This is a genomic window from Chromobacterium haemolyticum (assembly GCF_009936155.1).
GTDB classification, from domain to species: domain Bacteria; phylum Pseudomonadota; class Gammaproteobacteria; order Burkholderiales; family Chromobacteriaceae; genus Chromobacterium; species Chromobacterium haemolyticum.
The window spans coordinates 181,991-202,746 of the sequence record NZ_AP019312.1; the positions used below are offsets into that span (position 1 = coordinate 181,991).

The 20,756-nt window shown below is 64.4% G+C and carries 22 protein-coding genes; 18 read left to right on the forward strand and 4 right to left on the reverse strand.

Annotation, left to right across the window (positions count from 1 at the left end; translation table 11 throughout):
- Positions 1 to 117 precede the first annotated feature (117 nt).
- The 8 genes from GYH29_RS00780 (at position 118) to GYH29_RS00815 (ending at position 7,737) form a co-directional block, all read left to right on the forward strand.
- A complete protein-coding gene (locus GYH29_RS00780) occupies positions 118 to 582 on the forward strand; it encodes an EVE domain-containing protein (RefSeq protein WP_039755129.1) in 465 nt (154 codons plus the stop codon).
- Positions 576 to 1,385 (forward strand): sulfite exporter TauE/SafE family protein, encoded by an 810-nt coding sequence (locus tag GYH29_RS00785; protein ID WP_019101788.1) that lies wholly within the window; start codon positions 576 to 578, stop codon positions 1,383 to 1,385. The genes GYH29_RS00780 and GYH29_RS00785 overlap by 7 nt, the downstream gene beginning before the upstream one ends.
- A 39-nt stretch (positions 1,386 to 1,424) precedes the next feature.
- Positions 1,425 to 2,378: a prolyl aminopeptidase gene (gene pip / locus GYH29_RS00790; protein ID WP_161523052.1), complete on the forward strand. Its 954-nt coding sequence runs from the start codon at positions 1,425 to 1,427 to the stop codon at positions 2,376 to 2,378.
- Positions 2,379 to 2,452: 74 nt separating this feature from the next.
- Positions 2,453 to 2,839 (forward strand): hypothetical protein, encoded by a 387-nt coding sequence (locus GYH29_RS00795; protein ID WP_152596936.1) that lies wholly within the window; start codon positions 2,453 to 2,455, stop codon positions 2,837 to 2,839.
- A gap of 192 nt (positions 2,840 to 3,031) precedes the next feature.
- Positions 3,032 to 5,650 carry a leucine--tRNA ligase gene (gene leuS / locus GYH29_RS00800; protein ID WP_161523053.1) on the forward strand — a complete coding sequence of 873 codons (2,619 nt, stop codon included), beginning with the start codon at positions 3,032 to 3,034 and terminating at the stop codon, positions 5,648 to 5,650.
- Positions 5,651 to 5,731: 81 nt separating this feature from the next.
- Entirely contained in the window at positions 5,732 to 6,292 is a 561-nt protein-coding gene (locus GYH29_RS00805) for an LPS-assembly lipoprotein LptE (RefSeq protein ID WP_019101784.1), read from the forward strand.
- Positions 6,273 to 7,277 carry a DNA polymerase III subunit delta gene (gene holA, locus GYH29_RS00810; protein ID WP_043592420.1) on the forward strand — a complete coding sequence of 335 codons (1,005 nt, stop codon included), beginning with the start codon at positions 6,273 to 6,275 and terminating at the stop codon, positions 7,275 to 7,277. The genes GYH29_RS00805 and holA overlap by 20 nt, the downstream gene beginning before the upstream one ends.
- A 67-nt stretch (positions 7,278 to 7,344) precedes the next feature.
- Positions 7,345 to 7,737, forward strand: a complete 393-nt coding sequence (locus GYH29_RS00815; RefSeq protein WP_043592419.1) for a YidB family protein — start codon at positions 7,345 to 7,347, stop codon at positions 7,735 to 7,737.
- Positions 7,738 to 7,953: 216 nt separating this feature from the next.
- Here GYH29_RS00815 and GYH29_RS00820 read toward each other — a convergent pair whose 3' ends face one another.
- Positions 7,954 to 8,469: a YcnI family copper-binding membrane protein gene (locus GYH29_RS00820; protein WP_019101781.1), complete on the reverse strand. Its 516-nt coding sequence runs from the start codon at positions 8,467 to 8,469 to the stop codon at positions 7,954 to 7,956.
- A gap of 204 nt (positions 8,470 to 8,673) precedes the next feature.
- Between GYH29_RS00820 and GYH29_RS00825 the strand changes: the two genes are divergently transcribed.
- The 3 genes from GYH29_RS00825 (at position 8,674) to GYH29_RS00835 (ending at position 11,934) form a co-directional block, all read left to right on the forward strand.
- Entirely contained in the window at positions 8,674 to 10,680 is a 2,007-nt protein-coding gene (locus tag GYH29_RS00825) for a S9 family peptidase (RefSeq protein WP_198001631.1), read from the forward strand.
- Positions 10,661 to 11,122 (forward strand): YiiD C-terminal domain-containing protein, encoded by a 462-nt coding sequence (locus tag GYH29_RS00830; RefSeq protein ID WP_161523054.1) that lies wholly within the window; start codon positions 10,661 to 10,663, stop codon positions 11,120 to 11,122. Before GYH29_RS00825 ends, GYH29_RS00830 begins: the two co-directional genes overlap by 20 nt.
- Positions 11,123 to 11,307: 185 nt before the next feature.
- Positions 11,308 to 11,934 (forward strand): hypothetical protein, encoded by a 627-nt coding sequence (locus tag GYH29_RS00835; protein WP_019101778.1) that lies wholly within the window; start codon positions 11,308 to 11,310, stop codon positions 11,932 to 11,934.
- Positions 11,935 to 12,132: 198 nt separating this feature from the next.
- Here GYH29_RS00835 and GYH29_RS00840 read toward each other — a convergent pair whose 3' ends face one another.
- From GYH29_RS00840 to uraH, 3 genes are all read right to left on the reverse strand, one after another.
- Entirely contained in the window at positions 12,133 to 12,582 is a 450-nt protein-coding gene (locus tag GYH29_RS00840) for a hypothetical protein (protein WP_043592416.1), read from the reverse strand.
- A gap of 399 nt (positions 12,583 to 12,981) precedes the next feature.
- Positions 12,982 to 14,235 carry a urate hydroxylase PuuD gene (locus GYH29_RS00845; protein ID WP_019102212.1) on the reverse strand — a complete coding sequence of 418 codons (1,254 nt, stop codon included), beginning with the start codon at positions 14,233 to 14,235 and terminating at the stop codon, positions 12,982 to 12,984.
- A gap of 33 nt (positions 14,236 to 14,268) precedes the next feature.
- The gene (uraH, locus tag GYH29_RS00850; protein WP_019102211.1) at positions 14,269 to 14,622 is read right to left on the reverse strand and encodes a hydroxyisourate hydrolase; all 354 of its coding nucleotides are present in this window, start codon (positions 14,620 to 14,622) and stop codon (positions 14,269 to 14,271) included.
- Positions 14,623 to 14,799: 177 nt separating this feature from the next.
- On the opposite strand from uraH, the gene GYH29_RS00855 reads away from it, so the two are divergent.
- The 7 genes from GYH29_RS00855 (at position 14,800) to GYH29_RS00885 (ending at position 20,738) form a co-directional block, all read left to right on the forward strand.
- Positions 14,800 to 15,543: a GntR family transcriptional regulator gene (locus tag GYH29_RS00855; protein ID WP_019102210.1), complete on the forward strand. Its 744-nt coding sequence runs from the start codon at positions 14,800 to 14,802 to the stop codon at positions 15,541 to 15,543.
- Positions 15,544 to 15,560: 17 nt separating this feature from the next.
- Complete coding sequence (puuE, locus tag GYH29_RS00860; RefSeq protein ID WP_232060477.1) at positions 15,561 to 16,499, forward strand: allantoinase PuuE; 939 nt, start codon at positions 15,561 to 15,563, stop codon at positions 16,497 to 16,499.
- Positions 16,490 to 16,999 carry a 2-oxo-4-hydroxy-4-carboxy-5-ureidoimidazoline decarboxylase gene (gene uraD, locus GYH29_RS00865; RefSeq protein ID WP_161523056.1) on the forward strand — a complete coding sequence of 170 codons (510 nt, stop codon included), beginning with the start codon at positions 16,490 to 16,492 and terminating at the stop codon, positions 16,997 to 16,999. Before puuE ends, uraD begins: the two co-directional genes overlap by 10 nt.
- 11 nt (positions 17,000 to 17,010) lie before the next feature.
- Positions 17,011 to 17,628 carry a LysE family translocator gene (locus GYH29_RS00870; RefSeq protein ID WP_052370563.1) on the forward strand — a complete coding sequence of 206 codons (618 nt, stop codon included), beginning with the start codon at positions 17,011 to 17,013 and terminating at the stop codon, positions 17,626 to 17,628.
- A gap of 57 nt (positions 17,629 to 17,685) precedes the next feature.
- Entirely contained in the window at positions 17,686 to 18,726 is a 1,041-nt protein-coding gene (gene alc / locus GYH29_RS00875) for an allantoicase (protein WP_161523057.1), read from the forward strand.
- A 36-nt stretch (positions 18,727 to 18,762) separates the two neighbouring features.
- Positions 18,763 to 19,272, forward strand: coding sequence for an ureidoglycolate lyase (locus GYH29_RS00880; RefSeq protein WP_019102205.1), 510 nt, complete (start codon positions 18,763 to 18,765; stop codon positions 19,270 to 19,272).
- A gap of 110 nt (positions 19,273 to 19,382) precedes the next feature.
- Entirely contained in the window at positions 19,383 to 20,738 is a 1,356-nt protein-coding gene (locus GYH29_RS00885; protein ID WP_081574443.1) for a nucleobase:cation symporter-2 family protein, read from the forward strand.
- The last annotated feature ends 18 nt before the right edge of the window (positions 20,739 to 20,756 follow it).

Sequence of the window (20,756 nt, forward strand, 5' to 3'; positions counted from 1 at the left end):
TTTCTTTCAGTTATCGCCATATCCCCTTGGGATGCCAATGTCAGCATAAACGGCAATCTTTCCAGTAAGATTGAGCAAGCGTTAACCCTTTCCCTGACTAATTAACAGACATTGCCCATGCGATATTGGCTGATGAAGTCCGAACCGGACGATACTTCGATCGACGATCTCGCCGCCGAGCCCGAACGCTTGTTCGAGTGGACCGGCGTGCGCAATTACCAGGCGCGCAATTTCATGCGCGACGGCATGCAAGTGGGAGACCGGCTGCTGTTCTGGCATTCGTCTTGTCCGGAACCGGGGGTGGCCGGTCTGGCGGAAATCGCCGCCGCCGCTCATCCAGACTCCAGTCAGTTTGATCCGGAAAGCCCTTACTACGACCCCAAGTCTTCAGCCGACGCGCCGCGTTGGCTGGCGGTGGACGTGCGTTTTCTGCGCAAGACCCGGCTGCTGTCGCCGGCGGAGCTGCGTCAACACCCGCCCCTGGCTGAGATGACGGTGCTCAAGCGCGGCAATCGGCTATCCATCACCCCGTTGAGCGAGGACGAATGGCGCTACATCACTGAACAGTTGCTGGCATGCTGAGCGTTCCGCTGATTCTGGCGCTGCTGGCCTGCGGCGCGGTGGCCGGCTTCCTGGCCGGATTGCTCGGCGTCGGCGGCGGCCTGGTCATTGTGCCGGTGGTTTTGGGCGTCTTGTCCGCCGCGCAGTTGGGCGGCGATCATGCCCAACATCTGGCGGTGGGCACTTCGCTGGCGGTCATGGTGTTCACCAGCCTATCTAGCGTGCGGGCCCATCATAAGAAGGGTGCGGTGGATTGGCGCATCGTGAGGGCGATGGCGCCGGCGATGGTGGTTGGCACCTTGCTGGGCAGCCTGGTGGCCGGCGCGATCTCCGGGCTGGCGCTGAAATGGTTCTTCGTGGGCTATGCCTATCTGGTTGCCGTGCAGATGTTCTTCAACCTCAGGCCGCACGCCAGCCGCGGAATACCGGGTCAGGCCGGGCAATGGGGCGCCGGCGGGCTGATCGGCATGATCTCCAGCTGGGTGGGCATAGGCGGCGGCTCAATGAGCGTGCCTTTCATGAGTTGGTGCAATGTGCCGGTGCACACCGCCATCGCCACCAGCGCGGCGCTGGGCTGGCCTATCGCCGTATCCGGCGCCGTCGGCTACCTTTATAGCGGCTGGGGCGCGGCCGGCTTGCCGGCCGGCGCCTTGGGCTTCGTTTATCTGCCGGCCATGCTGGCGCTGATGCTGATGACGGTGTTGATGGCCCCCTTGGGGGCGCGCGCCGCGCACAAGCTGCCGGTGGCCCGCTTGAAGCAGGTGTTCGCCGCCTTGATGGCGGTAATGGCCAGCGAGATGCTATACAACCTGCTGCGCGGTTGAGCGCGGCGCGTTTTCCCTTGTTCCCCGTATGGAGAGGCCATGTTGTATCCGCCTATAGCACCGTTCGCCAGCGGCATGTTGCCGCTGGATGGCTTGCATGCGATGTACTGGGAGCAATGCGGTTTGCCGCAGGGCTATCCGGCGCTCTATCTTCACGGCGGACCGGGCGATGGCTGCGTGCCGGCCTGCCGTCAGTTGTTCGACCCCGGCTTTTACCGCGCGGTGCTGTTCGATCAGCGTGGCAGCGGCCGTTCGACGCCGCGCGGCGAGCTGCGCGACAACAGCACCGCCCATCTGGTGGCGGACATCGAGCGGCTGCGCGAGCACCTGGGTATTGAGCGCTGGCTGGTGTTCGGAGGCTCCTGGGGCAGCACGCTGGCGCTGGCTTACGCCCAGGCGCATCCGGACCGTGTCAGCGGGCTGATCCTGCGCGGCATCTTCCTGGGCGAACGCAGCGAGATTGACTGGTTCCTGCACGGCATGGGCCAGTTCTTTCCCGAGGAATGGCAGCGTTTCGTCGCGCCCATCCCGGAGGCTGAACGCGGAGACTTGCTGGCCGCGTACTACCGGCGTCTGACCGATCCCGATCCGGCGGTGCACCTGCCGGCTTGTCGCGCCTGGGGACGTTACGAGGGCGCTTGCGTCGCGCTGCGCCCCAACGCCGACGCCGCCGAACGCGCCGGCAGCGAATACGTGGCATTGTCGCTGGCGCGGCTGGAAGCTCATTACTTCGTCAACCGCGTGTTTCTGCCGGAAGGCGCGCTGTTGGACGGGCTGGCGCGCATCCGCCATATCCCCGCCGCCATCGTGCAGGGCCGTTACGACGTGGTCTGCCCGCCGGTCACCGCGCTGCGCTTGGCCCAGGCCTGGCCGCAAGCCCACTACGAACTGGTGGAGGCCGCCGGTCATTCGCTGTGGGAGCCGGACATCCTGGACGCGCTGCTGCGGCAACTGGAGCGTTTCCGCGACGCCCATCTGGCCGGCCGGGTTTGAGTCGGCGCAACTAATTAGCCGCAGCAGGAGTCGAACCCAACTTTCCACTTTCCCCGGATAACTCAAGGATGGACATGAAAGCGATAATGCTCTGCGCCGCCGCCTTGGCCGCGATTCCCGCCGCCGCCTCTGCCTACAGCGACGAAGCGCGCTTGCCGTTTGCCGGCCAGCCGGGCGAACTGCCGCTTGAGGTGGTGCTGCGCTTTGCCAAGAACCGCCTGGGCGAGGACGGCCAGTTCGAATACCGCAGCCTGAAAGTGATCCAGACCAGCCAGCCGGAAGCGTTCGACAAAGCCAGCATCGCCTTGCTGCGCGAAGGCCTGATGGACGACAGCGTCAAGGGCACGCGCCAGCGCTTCAAGCTTAGCCGCGAGAACGATGTCTGGACCATACGCGCGGTGAAGGAGGACTTCTCCTGCTGGCGCGGCCGCAAAGGCTGGGGCGTCAAGCTCTGCCCGTGATTGCGCTAGGCTGAGTAGCCGGCCAAGCATTTGTTTTTTTGGGGTCTTATCGCGGGAGCGAAGACGCCGTTATAATGGGGGCAACCTTTTTGCGGACGGGCTATCCGGAGCGCGGCTCATCACTGGCGCCTCCGGGCAGCCCGCCTTTTGTATTTCCGCCTTTTGAATTTCAGAGTCCAGACAAAGATCGCCATGCAAGAACAATACAGCCCGCGCGCGGTTGAAGCCGCCGCCCAGCAGAAATGGCAGAAGACTGCCGCCTTCAAAGCCGTGGAAGACGCCTCGCGTCCCAAGTACTACGCTTTGTCGATGTTCCCGTATCCGTCCGGCAAGCTGCACATGGGCCATGTGCGCAACTACACCATCACCGACGTGCTGGCCCGCTTCAAGCGCCTGCAAGGCTTCAACGTGCTGCAGCCGATGGGCTGGGACGCCTTCGGCCTGCCGGCCGAGAACGCCGCGATGAAAAACGGCGGCGCGCCGGCTGCCTGGACTTACGCCAACATCGAGTACATGAAGCAGCAACTGGACAGCCTGGGTTTTGCGCTGGACTGGGAGCGCGAGCTGGCCACCTGCAAGCCGGACTACTACCGTTGGGAACAGTGGCTGTTCACCCGTTTGTTTGAAAAAGGCGTGATCTACAAGAAAAATGGCGTGGTCAACTGGGACCCGGTGGATCAGACCGTGCTGGCCAACGAACAAGTGGTGGACGGCCGCGGCTGGCGCTCCGGCGCGCTGGTGGAAAAGCGCGAAATCCCGATGTATTACTTCCGCATCACCGACTACGCCGAGCAGTTGCTGGCGGACCTGGACAAGCTGGACGGCTGGCCGGAGCAGGTCAAGACCATGCAACGCAACTGGATAGGCAAGAGCTTTGGCTCCGACGTGGCCTTCGCCTACGACGAAGCCAGCATCGGCCATGCAGGCCAGCTCAAGGTCTACACCACCCGCCCGGACACCCTGATGGGCGCCACTTATGTCGCCGTGGCCGCCGAACACCCGCTGGCCACCCAGGCCGCGGCCGGCAAGCCGGAGCTGCAAGCCTTCATCGCTGAATGCAAGGCCGGCTCCGTGGCCGAGGCCGACGTGGCCAAGATGGAAAAGAAGGGCATGGACACCGGCTTGTTCGTTGTCCACCCGCTGACCGGCGCCAAGCTGCCGGTATGGGTGGCCAACTACGTGCTGTGGGGCTACGGCGAAGGCGCGGTGATGGCGGTGCCGGCGCACGACGAGCGCGACTTCGAATTCGCCAACAAATACCAGCTGCCGATCCAGCAGGTCTACGCGCCGGCCAACGGCGACGACAACTTCGACGCCGCCGTTTGGCAGGACTGGTACGCGGCCAAGGACGACAGCATCCGCACCGTGAACAGCGGCAAATACGATGGCCTGAACTTCGCCGCCGCCTTCGACGCCATCGTCGGCGATCTGGAAGCCAAGGCCGCCGGCCAGAAGAAAACCCAGTACCGTCTGCGCGACTGGGGTATTTCGCGCCAGCGCTACTGGGGCTGCCCTATCCCCATCATCCACTGCCAGAGCTGCGGCGATGTGCCGGTGCCGGAAAAAGACCTGCCGGTGACGTTGCCGGAAAACGTGATTCCGGACGGCGCGGGCTCCCCGTTGGCCAAAATGCCGGAATTCTACGAAACCAGCTGCCCGAAATGCGGCGGCGCGGCCAAGCGCGAAACCGACACCATGGACACCTTCGTCGAGTCCAGCTGGTACTACGCGCGCTACGCCTCGCCCAAGTGCGACACCGCGATGGTGGACAAGAAGGCGGCGGACTACTGGCTGCAAGTGGACCAGTACGTCGGCGGCATCGAACACGCCATTTTGCACCTGCTGTACGCGCGCTTCTTCCATAAGCTGATGCGCGACGAAGGCCTGGTGTCCAGCGACGAGCCGTTCAAGAGCCTGCTGACCCAGGGCATGGTGGTGTGCGAAACCTTCTACCGCGAACTGCCCAACGGCGCCACCGATTGGATCGCGCCGCAGGACGTGGTGCTGGAGCGCGACGCCAAGGGCAAGATCGTCGCCGCCAAGCATCGCGTCGACGGCCTGCCGGTGGTGGTGGGCGGCATCGAGAAGATGTCCAAGTCCAAGAACAACGGCGTGGACCCGCAGGAATTCATTGAAAACTACGGCGCGGACACCGCACGTTTGTTCATGATGTTCGCGGCTCCGCCGGAACAGAGCCTGGAATGGTCGGACGCGGGTGTGGAAGGCGCGTTCCGCTTCCTCAAGCGTTTGTGGAAAGTGACGAACGAGCATGTAGCCGCCGGCCTGGCTCCGGCCTACAGCGGCGGCGAACTGTCCGCCGGCCTGAAGGATCTGCGCTTCAAGCTGCACGCCACCATCCAGAAAGTGGCCGATGACTACGGCCGCCGTCAGCAATTCAACACCGCCATCGCCGCGGTGATGGAACTGCTGAACACCTACGACAAAACCGACAAGTCCGGCGACGCCGGCCGCGCGGTGGCGCAGGAAACGCTGGAAACCGTCGTGCTGCTGCTGTCTCCCATCGTGCCGCATATCTGCGACGCGCTGTGGAACGCGCTGCGCCCGGGCAGCGAACTGCTGCAACAAACCTGGCCGAAAGTAGACGAGAGCGCGCTGGTCAAGAGCGAGATCGAACTGATGGTGCAGGTGGGCGGCAAGCTGCGCGGCAGCGTCACCGTGGCCGCGGATGCGGCCAAGGACGCGATCGAGGCCGCGGCGCTGGCGCATGAAAACGTGCAGAAGTTCATGGAAGGCAAGCCGGCCAAAAAAATCATCGTAGTGCCGGGCCGCCTGGTCAACATCGTGGTGTAAACCGACGTGGCCCCGGTCCTGGGCGCGGCCTGCGCGCTGGACCGGGCCAGGCAAGCATTGTTTCCCGATAAGGAATCGTGAATGAGACTTTCCCTGCAATGGTTGTGGCTGGCGCTGCTGGCCGTCACGCTGAGCGCTTGCGGCTTCCACCTGCGCGGCCTGGGCGGCCCGATGAAGCCGCTGCCGTTCGCCTCGCTGTATTTCGACGGCGGCGGCACCGCGGTGGCCGGCGATGTGCGCACCGTGCTGGCGCGCGACCCGCGCCTGCAAGTGCTGGACAATTCCAAGCAGGCCGAGGCGGTGGTGACCATCCTCAGCGAAAACCAGTCCAAGGACATCCTGACCCTGAACGTGGGCGGCAAGATCAACGAGTACCAGCTGACCTATACCGCCGTGGTGCGCACCGTGCTGTTCGGAGTGCCGGTGGAGCCGGACATGACCGTGGTCGTGCGACGCAGCATGAACTACTCGGATAGCGCCATCCTCGGCAAGGAGCAGGAAGAAGCCCTGATCTGGGCCGACGCCCGTCGCGACGCGGCCGAGCAGATCGTGCGCCGGCTGGCTTACCTGAAAAAGCCGGCCGCCGCGCCGCTGACCGGCCCGCAAAGCCTGAAGCCCGCCGATGCCCAGCCTAAGCCCTGACGCGCTGATCGCGGCGCTGGGCAAGGGCCTGGCGCCGCTGTACCTGATCCACGGCGAGGAAGCGCTGCTGGCGCTAGAGGCCGCCGACGCGCTGCGTCAGGCGGCGCGCGATCAAGGTTATCAGGAGCGTGAAGTGCTGACGGTGGAGGCCGGTTTCGACTGGTCGCAGCTGCGCGACGCGATGAGCAGCGTCTCGCTGTTCGCCGAGCGCAAGCTGCTGGAAATCCGTATTCCCAACGGCAAGCCCGGCACCGAAGGCGCCGAGGCGCTGCAACAGCTGGCGGCGCAGCCGCCGCAGGACACGGTGACCCTGATTACCCTGCCCAAGCTGGAGCGCGCGCAGCAGCAGTCCAAGTGGTTCCAGGCACTGGAAAAGCTGGCGGTGACCGTGGAGGCCCGATTGGTGGGCCGCGCTGAGCTGCCAAGCTGGATCTCGCGCCGGCTCAAGGCCCAGGGCCAGTCGCTGGGCGGCGAAGCGCTGGCCTTCTTTGTTGATCGCGTCGAAGGCAATTTGCTGGCCGCGCGCCAGGAAGTGGACAAGCTGGCCCTACTGTACCCGGCCGGAGAATTGACGCTGGAGCAACTGCGCGCCGCGGTGGCGAATGTGGCCCGCTTCGACGTGTTCCATTTGTCCGAATCCTGGCTGGCCGGCGATGTGCCGCGGGTGTTGCGCATGTTGGACGGCTTGATGGCCGAAGGCGAGGCGCCGGTGCTGGTGTTGTGGTCGCTGACCGAAGACGTGCGCATGTTGCTGCGCCTGCGGCAGGGCCTGAAGGATGGACGCAACGCGCGCGACATGGCGCGCGAACTGCGTTTATGGGGCGACAAGCAGCGTTTGGCCGAGCCGGCCTTGCGCCGCATCGGCCCGCGCAAGCTGATGACCGCGCTGGATGAGTGCGCACGCATAGACCGTCAGATCAAGGGCGTGGAAACCGGCGATCCTTGGCAGACGATGCGAGGGTTGGCGGGTTTGCTAGCGGCTTGAGCCGGCGCGCTAACGCTGCCGTTTTTACCGAGATTCGCGCCCCGTGCGCGGCAAACAGGAGAGCACCATGGCTTTATTCGATTCCTTGAGCGGTTTGCTGTCCGGCGGCGCGGAAGGCGGCGCTGGCGGAGCCTTGCAGGCCTTGCTGCAACAGCAGGGCGGCCTATCCGGCCTGTTGGAGCAATTCCAGCAAGGCGGCCTGGGCGAGCTGGTGTCGTCCTGGGTGGGCCAGGGCGGCAATCTGCCGGTGTCCGCCGAGCAGATTCAGCAAGTGCTGGGCTCGGAGCAGCTGTCCGGCCTGGCCGAGAAGTTTGGCCTGGAGCAGGGCCAACTGTCGCAGCTGGTGGCTGAGCACTTGCCCGGTCTGGTGGACAAGCTGACCCCCAACGGCCAGGTGCCGCAAGGCGAGGATCTGTTGTCCCAGGGGACGGACCTGCTCAAGGGCTTATTCCGCAGCTGACCCTGTTTACGATCTGCTGCGCGTCGGCGATACGGCGTTGAAAACCCCTTCGAAATGCTCATGTACCGTATGTACTTCCGCTTTCTCAGCGGTTTTCGCCTTGTCTCGCTCTAGCTCGCAAGATCGTAAATAGGCTCTGGCCCCACCCATCCATGCAACAACGCCGGCCGCGAGAGACTCGCCGTCGGCGTTTTTCATGGGAGCTAGGGAGAAGGCTTAATGATGATGGCCGGCCGCGCCTGCCGCCGTCACCGTCAACTCCGCCGCCGGGCTCTTCAGCTCATGCGCGTCCTGGCCGGCGGCCGGAATCTCCGCCCAGTTGGTCTCGCCCTGCTCGCATTGCTGCTTCACCTTGAAGAACAGCTTGCCCGGCTGGGCGGCGATCTTGGCCTGGAACACGAACTCATCGTAGAAATTGGACGGCAGCTTGCCGCCCTTCCAGGTGATGCGGCTCACATCCTCGCTCACCTTGCGGCCGTAGTTGTCGAAAGGCTTGACCGCGCTCTTGACCACTTCCACTTCCCAGCCGGCTTTCGGCATCGGCTGCGCCAGGCGCACGCCTTCCGGCATTTCCACGCTGACGGCGGTGGTGGGGCTGCCGTTGCAGCCATGGCCGATTTTCAGCACGCCCTTGTAATAACCGCCGCTGGCGGCGGTGGGGGTTTCCAGGGTGACGTGGGCGAAGGCGGAGCCGGAGGCGGCCAGCAAGGCCAGCAGGGCGAGTTTTTTCATGGAAGTTCTTTGCGGATAAAGGTTAGCGCCGTTGCCGGCCAGGGGCGGCAAATGCGAATGAGGATTGACCGCATCAGTTTAGCGCCTGCCCATTCCTTCCGCATGCGACAAAGTGTCGCATAGTTCGTATGAGAATAATACATTTGTAACGTCATTGTCATGGTCGCTATACTGGTCCGCCCACCGAATGGTTCAGGAGCAGTCATGATGGTTCGTGCTTTATCCGCGGCAACGCTAATGATGCTTTCCACTCATGGCTGGGCCGCTAGCGGCTACAGCGGCCTTGGCGCCGCCAGCGTCAGCGCGGAGGACGTGGCGCGCTACCGCGCCGCGCCGCTGCCGGCGGAACTGAGCCGCAAAGTGCAGAACATGTTGGACCTGCGCGCGCCCGGCGCCGGCGTGCTGGCCCCGGACGGCAAGGCCTTGTACTTCAGCTGGCGCGTCACCGGCGTGCCGCAAGTCTGGAAGCTGGACGGCCCGCAACGCTTCCCGGTGCAGCTGACCGGCGGCGAGGACGCCACCCTGATTCAGGAGGTCAGCCCGGACGGGCGCTGGCTGGTGCTCAGCCGCGACCGCAAGGGCGAGGAAAACCCCGGCCTCTATCTGCAAGCCGCCAACGGCGGCGCGCTGCGCGAAGTGCAGCACAAGCCCGGCGTGCAGACCCAGTTCCAGTTCCTCAGCAAGGACGGCCAGTGGCTGTACTACCGCAGCAATGACGAGCGGGCCGACAGCTACACCCTGTACCGTTACCGGCTGGCCGACGGCCGCCGCGAGCGCCTGTTCGGCGAGCGCGGCGCCTGGAGCATTGCCGGCCACCGCGACGACGGCCGCCTGTTGCTGCAAAAAACGCTGAGCAACGCCAGCGCCGAATTTTATCTGTGGACGCCGGACGGCAAGCCCTTGCAGCCGCTGCTGGGCCAAGGCGAAACCACCGACTATCGTATGGACTTCGGCCTGCGCGACGGCGAATACCTGGTGCGCACCAATAAGTTCGGCGAATACCATCGCCTCTATCTGTGGCGCGCCGGCGCGTTCCAGCCGCTGACGCCGGAAACGCGCGGCGACGTCGAGAACCTCAACATCGACCGCGAGCAGGGCCGCGTTTACTACACGCTGAGCCAGGACGGCTACGGCAAGGCGCTGGCCTTGGACGGCCGCCGCCATTACCGCGCGCTGAAGCTGCCGGCCTTCCCCGGCGCGGCCCAGGTCAATGTGGTCAACCTCAGCCGCGACGGTCGCTACGTCAATTTCAGCGTGGAAACCGACACCGCGCCGGCCAGCAGCCATGTTTGGGACAGCAAGAGCGGCAAGCTCGGCCAATGGTTGCTGCCGTCCACGCCGGAGCTGGATACCCGTGGCTTCGCCAAGGCCAGCCTGGAAAGCTATCCGGCGCGCGACGGCACGCCGATTCCGATGTTTGTGCGTCGACCGGCTCGCTGCGCGGCCACGCCTTGTCCGGTAGTGGTCAACTTCCACGGCGGCCCGGAAGGACAGAGCCGCGCCGGCTTCTCGCCGCAGGCGCAGTTGTTCGTCGACGCCGGCTTCATCTATGTGCAGCCCAATGTGCGCGGCTCCGTCGGCTACGGCAAGAGCTGGCTGGACAGCGACAACGGCCCGCGCCGGCTGCAAGTGCTGTCCGATATCGAAGACGCCGCGCTTTACATCCGCAGCCAGTGGGGCGCGGCCGGCGTTGCGCCCAAGGTCGGCGTGATGGGCGGCAGCTACGGCGGCTACTCCACGCTGGCGGCGATGACCATCTTCGCCGGCGCCTACGACGCCGGCGTGTCCAATGTCGGCATCGCCAACCTGGTCAGCTTCCTGCAAAACACCGCGCCTTACCGCCGCGCGCTGCGCGCCGCCGAGTACGGCGAGCTGGACCGCGACCGCGCCGCGCTGGAGCAATTGTCGCCCATCAACCATATCGACAAGCTGCGCGACCCGCTGCTGATCATCCAGGGCGTCAGCGACCCGCGGGTGCCGGTGGGCGAGGCGCTGCAAATGTTCCGCGCCATGGCCGGCAAAGGCGTGGACGGCGGCCTGATCCTGTTCCCGGACGAAGGCCACGGCGCGGCCAAGCGCGAAAACCAGGTGCTGCAACTGGGCCACAGCCTGTGGTTTTTCCAACGCCACCTGTTGGGGCAGAATGGAGGCGGCGCCGCCAAAGCCGGCCGCGCCGAACCGGGAGAAAAACATGAGTCCACAGGCGCTTGAAGACTACCTGCACCAACACATCCCGCTGTCCGCCGCGATGGCGGTTGGCGTGGTCGAGGCCAGCGGCGATAGCGTGATCCTGCGCGCGCCGCTGGCGCCCAATATCAACCACCGCGCCACCGTGTTTGGCGGCAGCGCCTCGGCGGTGGCCATCCTCGCCGCCTGGTGTCTGGTGTTCATGCGCTTGTGCGAACGCGGCTTGCCCGGCCGCGTCATCATCCACGGCAACAGCATGCGTTACGACAAGCCCATCGCCGCCGGCTTCCTGGCCCGCGCCGCCGCGCCGGAGCCGGCCGCCTGGGACAAACTGGAGCGTGCCTTGCGGCGCGGACGCATGGGACGGCTGCGGCTGGCGGTGGCGCTGAAATGCGACGGCGAAGCGGTGGGCGGCCTGGACGGCGAGTTCGTGGTGCTGCCCGGCGAAGGGGATGCCCAAGACTGAAACACGCCCCGCGGTGGCGCGGCATCGCTTATCAAACTTTAAATCCAATCTGAATAGCTTATTTTTTGTGCTAAAAAGAAATATCTTGTGCCGGGTTGAGTTGAGCGATAGCCAAAATAACCGCGTCTCGGCGTTTCGGCCACCGCCGCGCCGCAACGCCGCCGGACGTGCGCAGGGGGAGGCCGATGGCGTTAAAAGCGCAGAAGGAGCAGGAACTGGTGCTGCGGTTATTGCAGCGCAAGGGTTTGCACGCCGTGGACCGGCAGTCCTGGCCGCCGCCGCTGCCGGATGTCGGCGCCACCCTCAGCGACGGCCGGCGAATCGCTTTTGAAGTGACGGAAGTGCATGCGGACGAGCATCTTTTTGGCGGCGGCAAAGGCTGTCTGCGCGCGCGCGAAGTGCGCCAGGCGCAACAGGGCGAGGATGTGGACATCAGCGTGCCCAACGCCCCCATCGCCGCGATCAAATACCGGATTCAGGCCAAATGCGTGAAGCGTTACGCGGCCAAGCCGGGCTATGAATTGAGCCTGCTGCTGGCGGCCAATATCCCGCAGTTCGGCGGCGTGGCCGCCACCACCCTGTTTCCCGCCTTTATTCAGGAAGCGGCGCTGACTGCCGCTACTCATGATTTGCTAGAGTCGTCGGCATTCGAGCGCGTCTACCTGCATCTGATCCAGCCCGGCGTCTTGTATGAATGGAGCAAGCAGGAGGCTTGGGTGGAAATGGCCAAAGTCTCGGACGAGGGAACCCGCCCGCCTTTCTGGGCGGAACCTCTGCTTGGCGGCGTCTGTTGGCAGGGCGGCGCGTCCTGAAAGACAGGACGCGCGTTTTCATTCCGGCTCTTGTTTGCGGTAGCCGTCGCTCCACAAAATCCTTAACCGTGACGCACAAGGAAAGGCGGCGAGGCTAATCCCCGGCGGGGCTTGGTGGGTATTGCCTGCGGCTCCACCCACCCTACAAGACCATTCGCCGTAGGGTGGGTTGAGCGTAGCGATACCCACCAGCTTAGGTCAGCGGTTGCGCAGCCGGATACGGCGGAAGCGCGCTTCCAGGCTGAAGCGCTGTCCCAGCGCCAGATAGAGCTGATGTTGGCTATCCACATGGCGATAGACCCGGACCCGATCGGCCCCCAGCAGCATCATGATTTCCAGATAGTTGAAGAAGCCCATCCACTGGCCGCGTCCGTCGCGGTCGTCAAAGTCGATGTCGCGCGCCACACGGCTGAGCAGGCCCTTGCCGACGTATTCGCGGTTGTCCTTCATCCATTGCAGCAAATGCGCTGCGCATTCGCGGCCATAGGCGCTGTCGGCGGGGTAGTCCTTACGGGGCGTGGGCATTTGCCAGTAATGCCGATAGGTGCGGCCGGGGCAGAAACGAACAAAGGGGAGCAAGGCTTCCTGCTGCTCCAGCGAGTGCAGTTTGTAGCGGCGGCGACGGGGGAAGTTTTGAGCGTGATGCATGGTGTTTCTCCTGCTGTGACACAAGATAAACCACCTGCCGGGGAAGGCTGAGGTATTAGGCAGGCGCGTGGCAGGATTGGCGTACCGGACTGTCTCCAAACCGGCGAGTGCCATGGCACTCCCCCACCATGCGCCTGCCAAATGGCGCGGCCATGGTAAAGCAGCCTGCGCAGTTGCTGCGTAGGCCACAAAGATGGAGATGTACCGGGACGCCAATCCCGGGTGCCGCGTGTAGGCGGCAACGGGGGGATTGTTGCCGAGCGGCGGGCGGGGGTCAAGGCGAGGCGGCTTCTTCTTGATCGTTTCAAGATATCCACAGATGAGGCGGAATGGGAAAGTTATCCCCAGTCAACCCATATGGCTAAGCCGCTCGCTATTTTCAAACGGGTCGGCGTTGCGTTAGCGGCCGGGTGCCGGTCCCCATTTCGCCAGAGTCTCGCGCTCTTCCTGGGTCATCTGGGTCAAATTGGCCAGCGGCATGTATTTGGACGCCACCGCCTGCTTGATTCTGTGGGCGTTGATGAGGATTTCCTGCGCATCGTCAAACTTCAAACCGGCCGGCGGCGCCACGAAGCCGGCCTGGCTGGGCGTGGCCGAGTGGCAGGACAGACAGCGGTTCTGAATGATGGCGTGAATCTGGCGCAGACTGTCGGCTGTTTTTTGCGCCGTCGACGCCGCCAGCGAATCCGCCGCGGCTTGCGGTGCGGTTGGCGCGATGGTGGGCGGCGGCGGCGCGGCCAACAGCGCCATGCCGGCCAGCAACAGGCCGCCCAACGCCGGCAGCAGCGGCCGCTTGCGGCCGGAGTGACGCAGCACGAAGTATTGACGGATCAGCGCGCCGGACAGGATGAACAGCACCATGATCAGCCAGGCGTGGCGGTTGCCGTAGGTGAAGGAGTAGTGGTTGCTGATCATCAGGAACACCACCGGCAGCGTGAAATAGGTGTTGTGCACCGAGCGCTGCTTGCCGCGCAGGCCGTCCAGCGGATTGGGTTTGTCGCCGGCCCGGATGGCGCGCACCATGCGGCGCTGACCGGGGATGATCCAGAACAGCACATTGGCCGACATGCAGGTGGCCATCACCGCGCCGGTGATCAGGAAGGCGGCGCGGCCCTGGAAAATTTGGCTGCTGGCGTAAGCCACCAGCGTCATCAGCAGCGCCACCGCCATGCTGAGCGGGCCGTCGCGGTTCATGTCCGGGCTGATGCGGCGGCAGAGTTGGTCGTAAGCCAGCCAGCCGCCCAGCAGGAAGGCGGTGGCGATCAGCGCGGCTTGGCCGCCGGACAAGGCCGCCGCCCAGGCCCAGGGGCTGGCCGGGTTGACTAGGTAGAAGGAGGCGTTGAACAGGTAGAGCAGGGAGAACAGGCCGAAGCCGGACAGCCAGGTGGCATAGGATTTCCAAAACGACCAGTGCAGCTTGTCGTCCAGCGGGAACGGCGGCTGGCCCAGGTATTTCTGGTTGTGGTAAAAGCCGCCGCCGTGCACGGCGAACATCTCGCCGTGCAGGCCGCGCCGGGCATCGGCGGCGGAGGGCGGGGACAGGCTGTTGTCCAGCATGACGAAGTAAATCGATTCGCCTATCCAGGCGATGGCGGCGATCACGTGCAACCAGCGCAGCAGCAGGTTGCCCAGCTCCAGCAGGTAGTTTTCCATGGCGAGGTTTCCGGGTGGGGGACGGGAACAGCGTCAACTGCCGCGATAGGTGGAGTAGGACCACGGGGTCACCACCAGCGGCACATGGTAGTTTTCGTCCGCATTGGAGATGCCGAAACGCAGCGTTACCTGATCGAGGAAGCGCGGTTCCGGCAGTTTCACGCCCTGGGCGGCGAAGTAATCGCCGGCATGGAACAGCAGTTCGTACACGCCGGCGCGCAGTGATTCGCCTTCCAGCAGCGGGCGCTCGCAGCGGCCGTCGCGGTTGGTCGCCGCATCGGCCAGCAACTGGCGTTGCTCTCCGTCCAGCCGGTACAACTGGCAGCGCACGCCTGCCGCCGGCTTGCCGTGCATGGTGTCCAGCACATGGGTGGTCAATTTGCCCACGGTTGTTTCTCCTTTGTTGTGCGGCCCGATCTGGCGGACCTGTTGTCGATCTTGTTGTTCGCGATGGCGATTTAAAATTGTCGACAATTTGTGTTGACGATAGTGTTTGCTCACGACAATAATTGTCAACAAAATTCTGAAAGCATAGAGCAGGATATGGAAATACCAGGAGGAGACATGTTGCATTCCGCTAACGGAACCCAGGCCGCCGCCGCGCCCAGGGCGTCCACCCTGGTGGGCGACGGCGCGCCGAGCAATGACGCCGACCGCTTGTACTGGGAAATCTTCGACGCGGTGATCGATCAGCGGCTATTGCCGGGGGTCAAGCTAACCGAGGCGGTGTTGTGCGACGCCTTCCAGTGTTCGCGCAGCAGCGCCCGCAGCGCGCTGGCCCAGTTGGCGCACGACAAGATTGTGGACATCCAGCCCAACCGCGGCGCCTTCGTCGCCAAGCCGGACGAGAAGGAAACCCGAGATGTGTTCGAGGCGCGGCGCATGGTGGAGGCGGCGATTCTGGACAAGCTGCTGGCCTTGTCCGATCTGGCCGAGCGTTTGCCGCCGATGCGGCGCATGGTGGCCGACGAGCGCGCGGCTTTCGAACGCGGCGACCGGGTCAGCTGGATTCGCCTGTCCAACGCTTTTCACGTGCAGCTGGCGCGGCTGGCCGACAACGAGGTGTTGACCGAGCTGATGCACGGCCTGTGCTCGCGCACTTCGTTGATCATTGCTTTGTACGATGTGCCCGGCCGCAGCGCCTGCTCCTTCGACGAGCATGAGGCGATTCTGACGCGGCTGGAGGCGGGAGACCGCGCCGGCGCGGCGGCGGCGATGCATCATCATCTGGAAGACTGCGAACGGCGGATGAAGGTGGAAGCCCCCAGCCGCCTGGACCCGTGGACGGTGTTCAACCTCAAACGCTGATTGCGGGAAGGATGGCCATGCAGGGGGATTATCCACGCGATTTGATCGGCTACGGCCGCGAACTGCCGGAGGCTAATTGGCCGGGGGGGGCGCGCATCGCCGTGCAGTTCGTGCTCAATTACGAGGAGGGCGGCGAGAACAATGTGCTGCATGGCGACGCCGGCTCCGAGCAGTTCTTGTCGGAAATCATCGGCGCGGAGACGTATCCGGCGCGGCATCTGTCGATGGAGTCGGTTTACGAGTATGGCTCGCGCGCCGGAGTATGGCGCGTGCTGCGCGAGTTTGAGCGGCGGGGTCTGCCGCTGACGGTGTTCGGCGTGGGCATGGCGCTGGAACGACACCCGGAGCTGGCCAGTGCGCTGGCGGAGCTGGACCATGAGGTGGCCGGCCACGGCTATCGCTGGATTCATTACCAAGAAGTGGACGAAGCGGTGGAGCGCGAGCATATGCGGCGTTGCGTGGAGGCGATCCGCCGCCTGACCGGCCAGCGTCCGTCCGGTTGGTACACCGGCCGGGACAGCCCCAACACGCGTCGGCTAGTGGCGGACGACGGCGGCTTTCTCTACGACTCGGATTACTACGGCGACGATCTGCCGTTCTGGACCCTGGTGCGGCGCAGCGACGGCGGCGAGCAGCCGCATCTGATCGTGCCTTACGCGCTGGACACCAACGACATGCGCTTCGCCACCGCCCAGGGTTTCAATACCGGCGAGCATTTCTTCAGCTATCTGAAAGACGCGTTCGACGTGCTCTACGCCGAGGGCGCCGACAAACCGCGCATGTTGTCGGTGGGGCTGCATTGCCGGCTGATCGGCCGGCCCGGCCGCTTTGCCGGCCTGTGCCGCTTTCTCGATTATCTGGAGCGGCATCCGCGAGTGTGGGTGTGCCGGCGGGTGGATATCGCCCGGCATTGGCGGGAAGCGCATCCTTTCACCGGAGACGGGTCATGTCCTTGACGCTGACGCAGTTGAACGCGCTGCCGACGGAGCGGTTCGTTGCCGCGCTGGGCGGCATTTTCGAACATTCGCCCTGGGTGGCGGCGCAGGTAGCCGATCAGCGGCCATTCGCCAGCATGGCTGACTTGCACGACTGCATGCGGCGACAGGTGGAGGAAGCGGGGGTGGAGGCGCAATTGCGTCTGATCCGCGCGCATCCGGAATTGGCCGGCAAGGCGGCGCAGCACGGCGACTTGACCGTCGAGTCCGCCGCCGAGCAAGGCGACGCCGGCTTGGATCAATGCTCGCCGCAGGAGCTGGAAGTGTTGCGGCGCTTGAACGCCGACTATCGGGCCCGCTTCGGTTTTCCCTTCGTTATGGCCGTCCGCGGTTATGAGCGCGCGGGCATCATCGCCGAGTTTCAGCGGCGGCTGGCCGCTGAGCCGGAGGCGGAACGGCAGGCTTGTTTGCAGCAGATATACCGGATCGCCGGCCTACGTCTGGCCCAACTGATTGCTTAGCCGGAGCGGCCATGTCCAGCCAGATTCTCGTCATGTATTTGTTGTCCATCCTGGTGGTGATCGCCGTGCCCGGACCGCTGTCCCTGTTCATGGTAACCACCAGCGCCGAGCATGGCCTGCTGCGTGCCTGGCCGGCGTTTGCCGGCGGTGTGCTGGCTTCTTTGTCGCTGCTGCTTTTGTCCGCATTGGGCGTGGGCGCGCTGATTCTGGCGTCGCCCGGCCTATTCGCCGGCTTGCAGTTGTTGGGCGCCGCTTATCTGTTGTGGCTGGGGCTCAAGGCCTGGCGGGGCGCAGGGCAGGCCGCGGGCGCGCAGGACGGCCGGAGCGGCGCTCCGACGCAATGGTTTTCCCATGCCTTTCTGTTGGGCATCAGCAATCCCAAGGACATCGCCTTTTTCGTGGCGCTGCTGCCGCAGTTCATCGACGCCCAAGCGCCGCTGGCGCCGCAATTGGGGTGGATGGCGGCTGGCTGGGTGGTGGTTGATTTATCGTGCAAGACCGCTTACGGCGTGTTGGCGCAGTTGTTCTTCCAGCGTATGGCGGTGTTGCGCATCGTGTTTCTCAAGGCTTCGGCCTTGTTTTTCCTCGCCTTGGGGCTGGCGCTGATCTGGGGCCGGCTAGCGGCGTGAACGGCGGGCGGCGCGGCCTGCCGGCGCGCGTCGACGCACTGAGAAGGAGAAAATCTGATGGCGCTTGTCAATCACCCGGCGGGAACGGTGCTGCACGCACCGGCGGCCGATGTGCCGGAGTTCGCTCGGCGTTACGCTAACTTGGCCGCCGCCGATTTCGGCGCCAGGGTCCTGACCTGTTCTGATCAGTGGTTCGCCGCGGCGGAGCGGATGCTGCAAGCGTCCGAGCCGGTGTTTATCGTCGGCGAGTTCGACGATCACGGCAAATGGATGGACGGCTGGGAAACCCGTCGCCGCCGCAACGGAGGCTACGACCACGCGGTGATCAAGCTGGGCCTGCCTGGCGTGATCAAAGGGCTGGACATCGATACCAGCCATTTCAGCGGCAACTATCCGCCGGCGGCTTCGGTGGAGGCCTGCCGATCGGCCGACGATCCTGACGAACGGACAGAGTGGGTGGAGATTCTGCCGGCCGTGTCCTTGGGCCCCAGCGCTCATCATTTCATCGCGATTGAGGATGCGCGCGATTGGACCCATTTGCGCTTGAATATCTATCCGGACGGCGGTGTGGCGCGCTTCCGCGTATACGGACAACCCGCCTGCGACTGGGCGCGGCAGGACCCGGCCGCGCTGCATGAGGTGTCGGCGCTGACGAAGGGCGGCCGCATCGTCGCCTATAACGACGCCCATTTCGGCGTGCCGTTCCGGCTGCTGATGCCGGGACGCGGTGTCAATATGGGCGACGGCTGGGAAACCCGACGCCGCAGGGAGCCGGGCAACGATTGGTGCATCGTCGAGCTGGGGCATGCGGCGCTGGTGGAGAGCATCGAAGTGGACACCGCCCACTTCAAGGGCAATTATCCGGACCGGATTTCGGTGCAGGCCGCCTATGTCCGCCATGGCACCGATCAGTCCATCGTGACCCAGGCGATGTTTTGGGATGTTTTGCTGCCGGAGCAGAAAACGGAAATGGACCGGCAGCATTTTTATGGCAAGGAGTTGCTGCGCGATCTGGGCGCGGTCACCCATGTCCGCCTGAACATTTTCCCTGACGGCGGGGTCAGCCGGCTGCGAATCTGGGGACGGTTGGCGGATTGAACCGCCTGGGTCCGCCACCCCACGGAGGAGCGCGGCATGATGATTTTAAGCTTGGAGCCTTTGACCAAACAGGCTTTCGCCCCGTTTGGCGACGTGATTGAAGCCGATGGCAGCGATTGGTTTCCCATCAACCAGGGCAGCACTCGCCGCTATCACCGGCTGGGTCTGATCGATGTCGCCGGCGACGGCGGCCTGCCCGGCATCAGCATGGCGCGCGGCGACGCGCATCATCTGCCGCTGGAGATCCGCATGCTGGAGCGGCACCCGCTGGGCAGCCAGGCTTTCATCCCTTGCAACGGCGTCCCTTGCGTGGTGGTGGTGGCACCGGCTTGCGTCGGCGACCGGCCGGACGAAAGCCGGATCCGAGCCTTTCTGGCGCGCGGCGATCAGGGCGTCAACTACCATCGCGGCACTTGGCATCACCCGCTGACTTGTCTGGAGCGGGCCGGCGATTTCATCCTGCTGGACCGGATCGGCGCCGGCGACAATTGCGACGAGGCGATGCTGTCGCAGTCCTATCTCATCCAATCGGTCAGCGCGGACTAGCCTGCGTAGGCCTCCTTTTTTAGCGGTCAAGGAGTCGTTGTGTAATACCAGCAAGTCGTCAGGGCTGCGGTGTTTGAAAAAGCGGCCCGGCATCTATAAAGGAGACGAGCATGGATTCCAAGCTGTCGGTACACCCCGTGGATCAACGCCTGCCCTTGGGCAAGCTGTTCACTCTGGGCCTGCAACATGTGTTGGTGATGTACGCCGGTGCGGTGGCGGTGCCGCTGATCATCGGTAGTTCCCTGGGCCTGCCCAAGGAGCAAATCGCGTTTTTGATCAGCGCGGACCTGTTCTGTTGCGGGGTGGTGACCTTATTGCAGTGCGTGGGCGTCCGCGGCTTGGGCATCCGCTTGCCGGTCATCATGGCGGTGACTTTCGCCGCGGTGGGGCCGATGGTGGCCATAGGCGGCAATCCGGCGCTGGGCCTCCCCGGCATTTTCGGCGCGACCATCGGCGCCGGAGTGCTCAGCTTGTTGCTGGTGCCGCTGATGGGACGGTTGATCGGCCTGTTTCCTCCGCTGGTCACCGGAGTGGTGATCACCTCCATCGGCCTGTCCATCATCCGCGTCGGCATTGACTGGGCCGCCGGTGGCAGAGGCAATCCGGATTACGGCCATCCGCTCTATCTGGGAGTATCGGTGGCGGTGCTGGTGTTCATTCTGCTGGTTACCCGTTATCTGAAAGGTTTCTTCTGCAATATCGCGGTGTTGCTGGGTTTGTTGTTCGGCTTTGCTCTGGCCTTGCTGCTGGGCAAGGTCAACTTGGGCGGCTTGGGCGAGGCGGCCTGGTTCGCGCCCATCGCGCCCTTCCGTTTCGGCATGCCGCGCTTTGAGTTGTGGTCCATCCTGACGTTGACCGTGGTGATGCTGATCATCTTCGTCGAGTCCATGGGCATGTTCCTGGCCCTGGGGGAGATTGTGGAGCGTCCGGTGGACAGAGCTGCCTTGGTGAGCGGTTTGCGGGTGGATGCGCTGGGTACGGTGATTGGCGGTCTGTTCAATTCCTTCCCGCATACCTCCTTCTCCCAGAACGTCGGCCTGGTGGGCGTTACCGGCGTCAGCAGCCGCTGGGTATGCGTGATGGCAGGCGGCATTCTGGTGGTGTTTGGCTTGGTGCCCAAGATGTCGCTGATCGTGGCGTCTATTCCGCCCTTTGTGTTGGGCGGGGCTGGCCTGGTGATGTTTGGCATGGTGTTGGCCACCGGGATCAAGATTCTGGGCAAGGTGGATTATCAGACTCAGCGGCATAATTTGCTGGTGGTGGCCATTAGCCTGGGTTTGGGCATGATTCCGACGGTGTCGCCCGGCTTTTTCCGGCAATTGCCGGAGGTGCTGGCGCCCTTATTGCATAGCGGCATCCTGCTGGCCACGGTTAGCGCGGTGGCATTGAATGTCTGGTTCAACGGCCTGGCGCGGCCGCGGGAAACGGCGTCGCCGGGCGTCGCGCTTGGGGAGGCTGCGCATTAGGGCCGTGTTGCGGCGGCC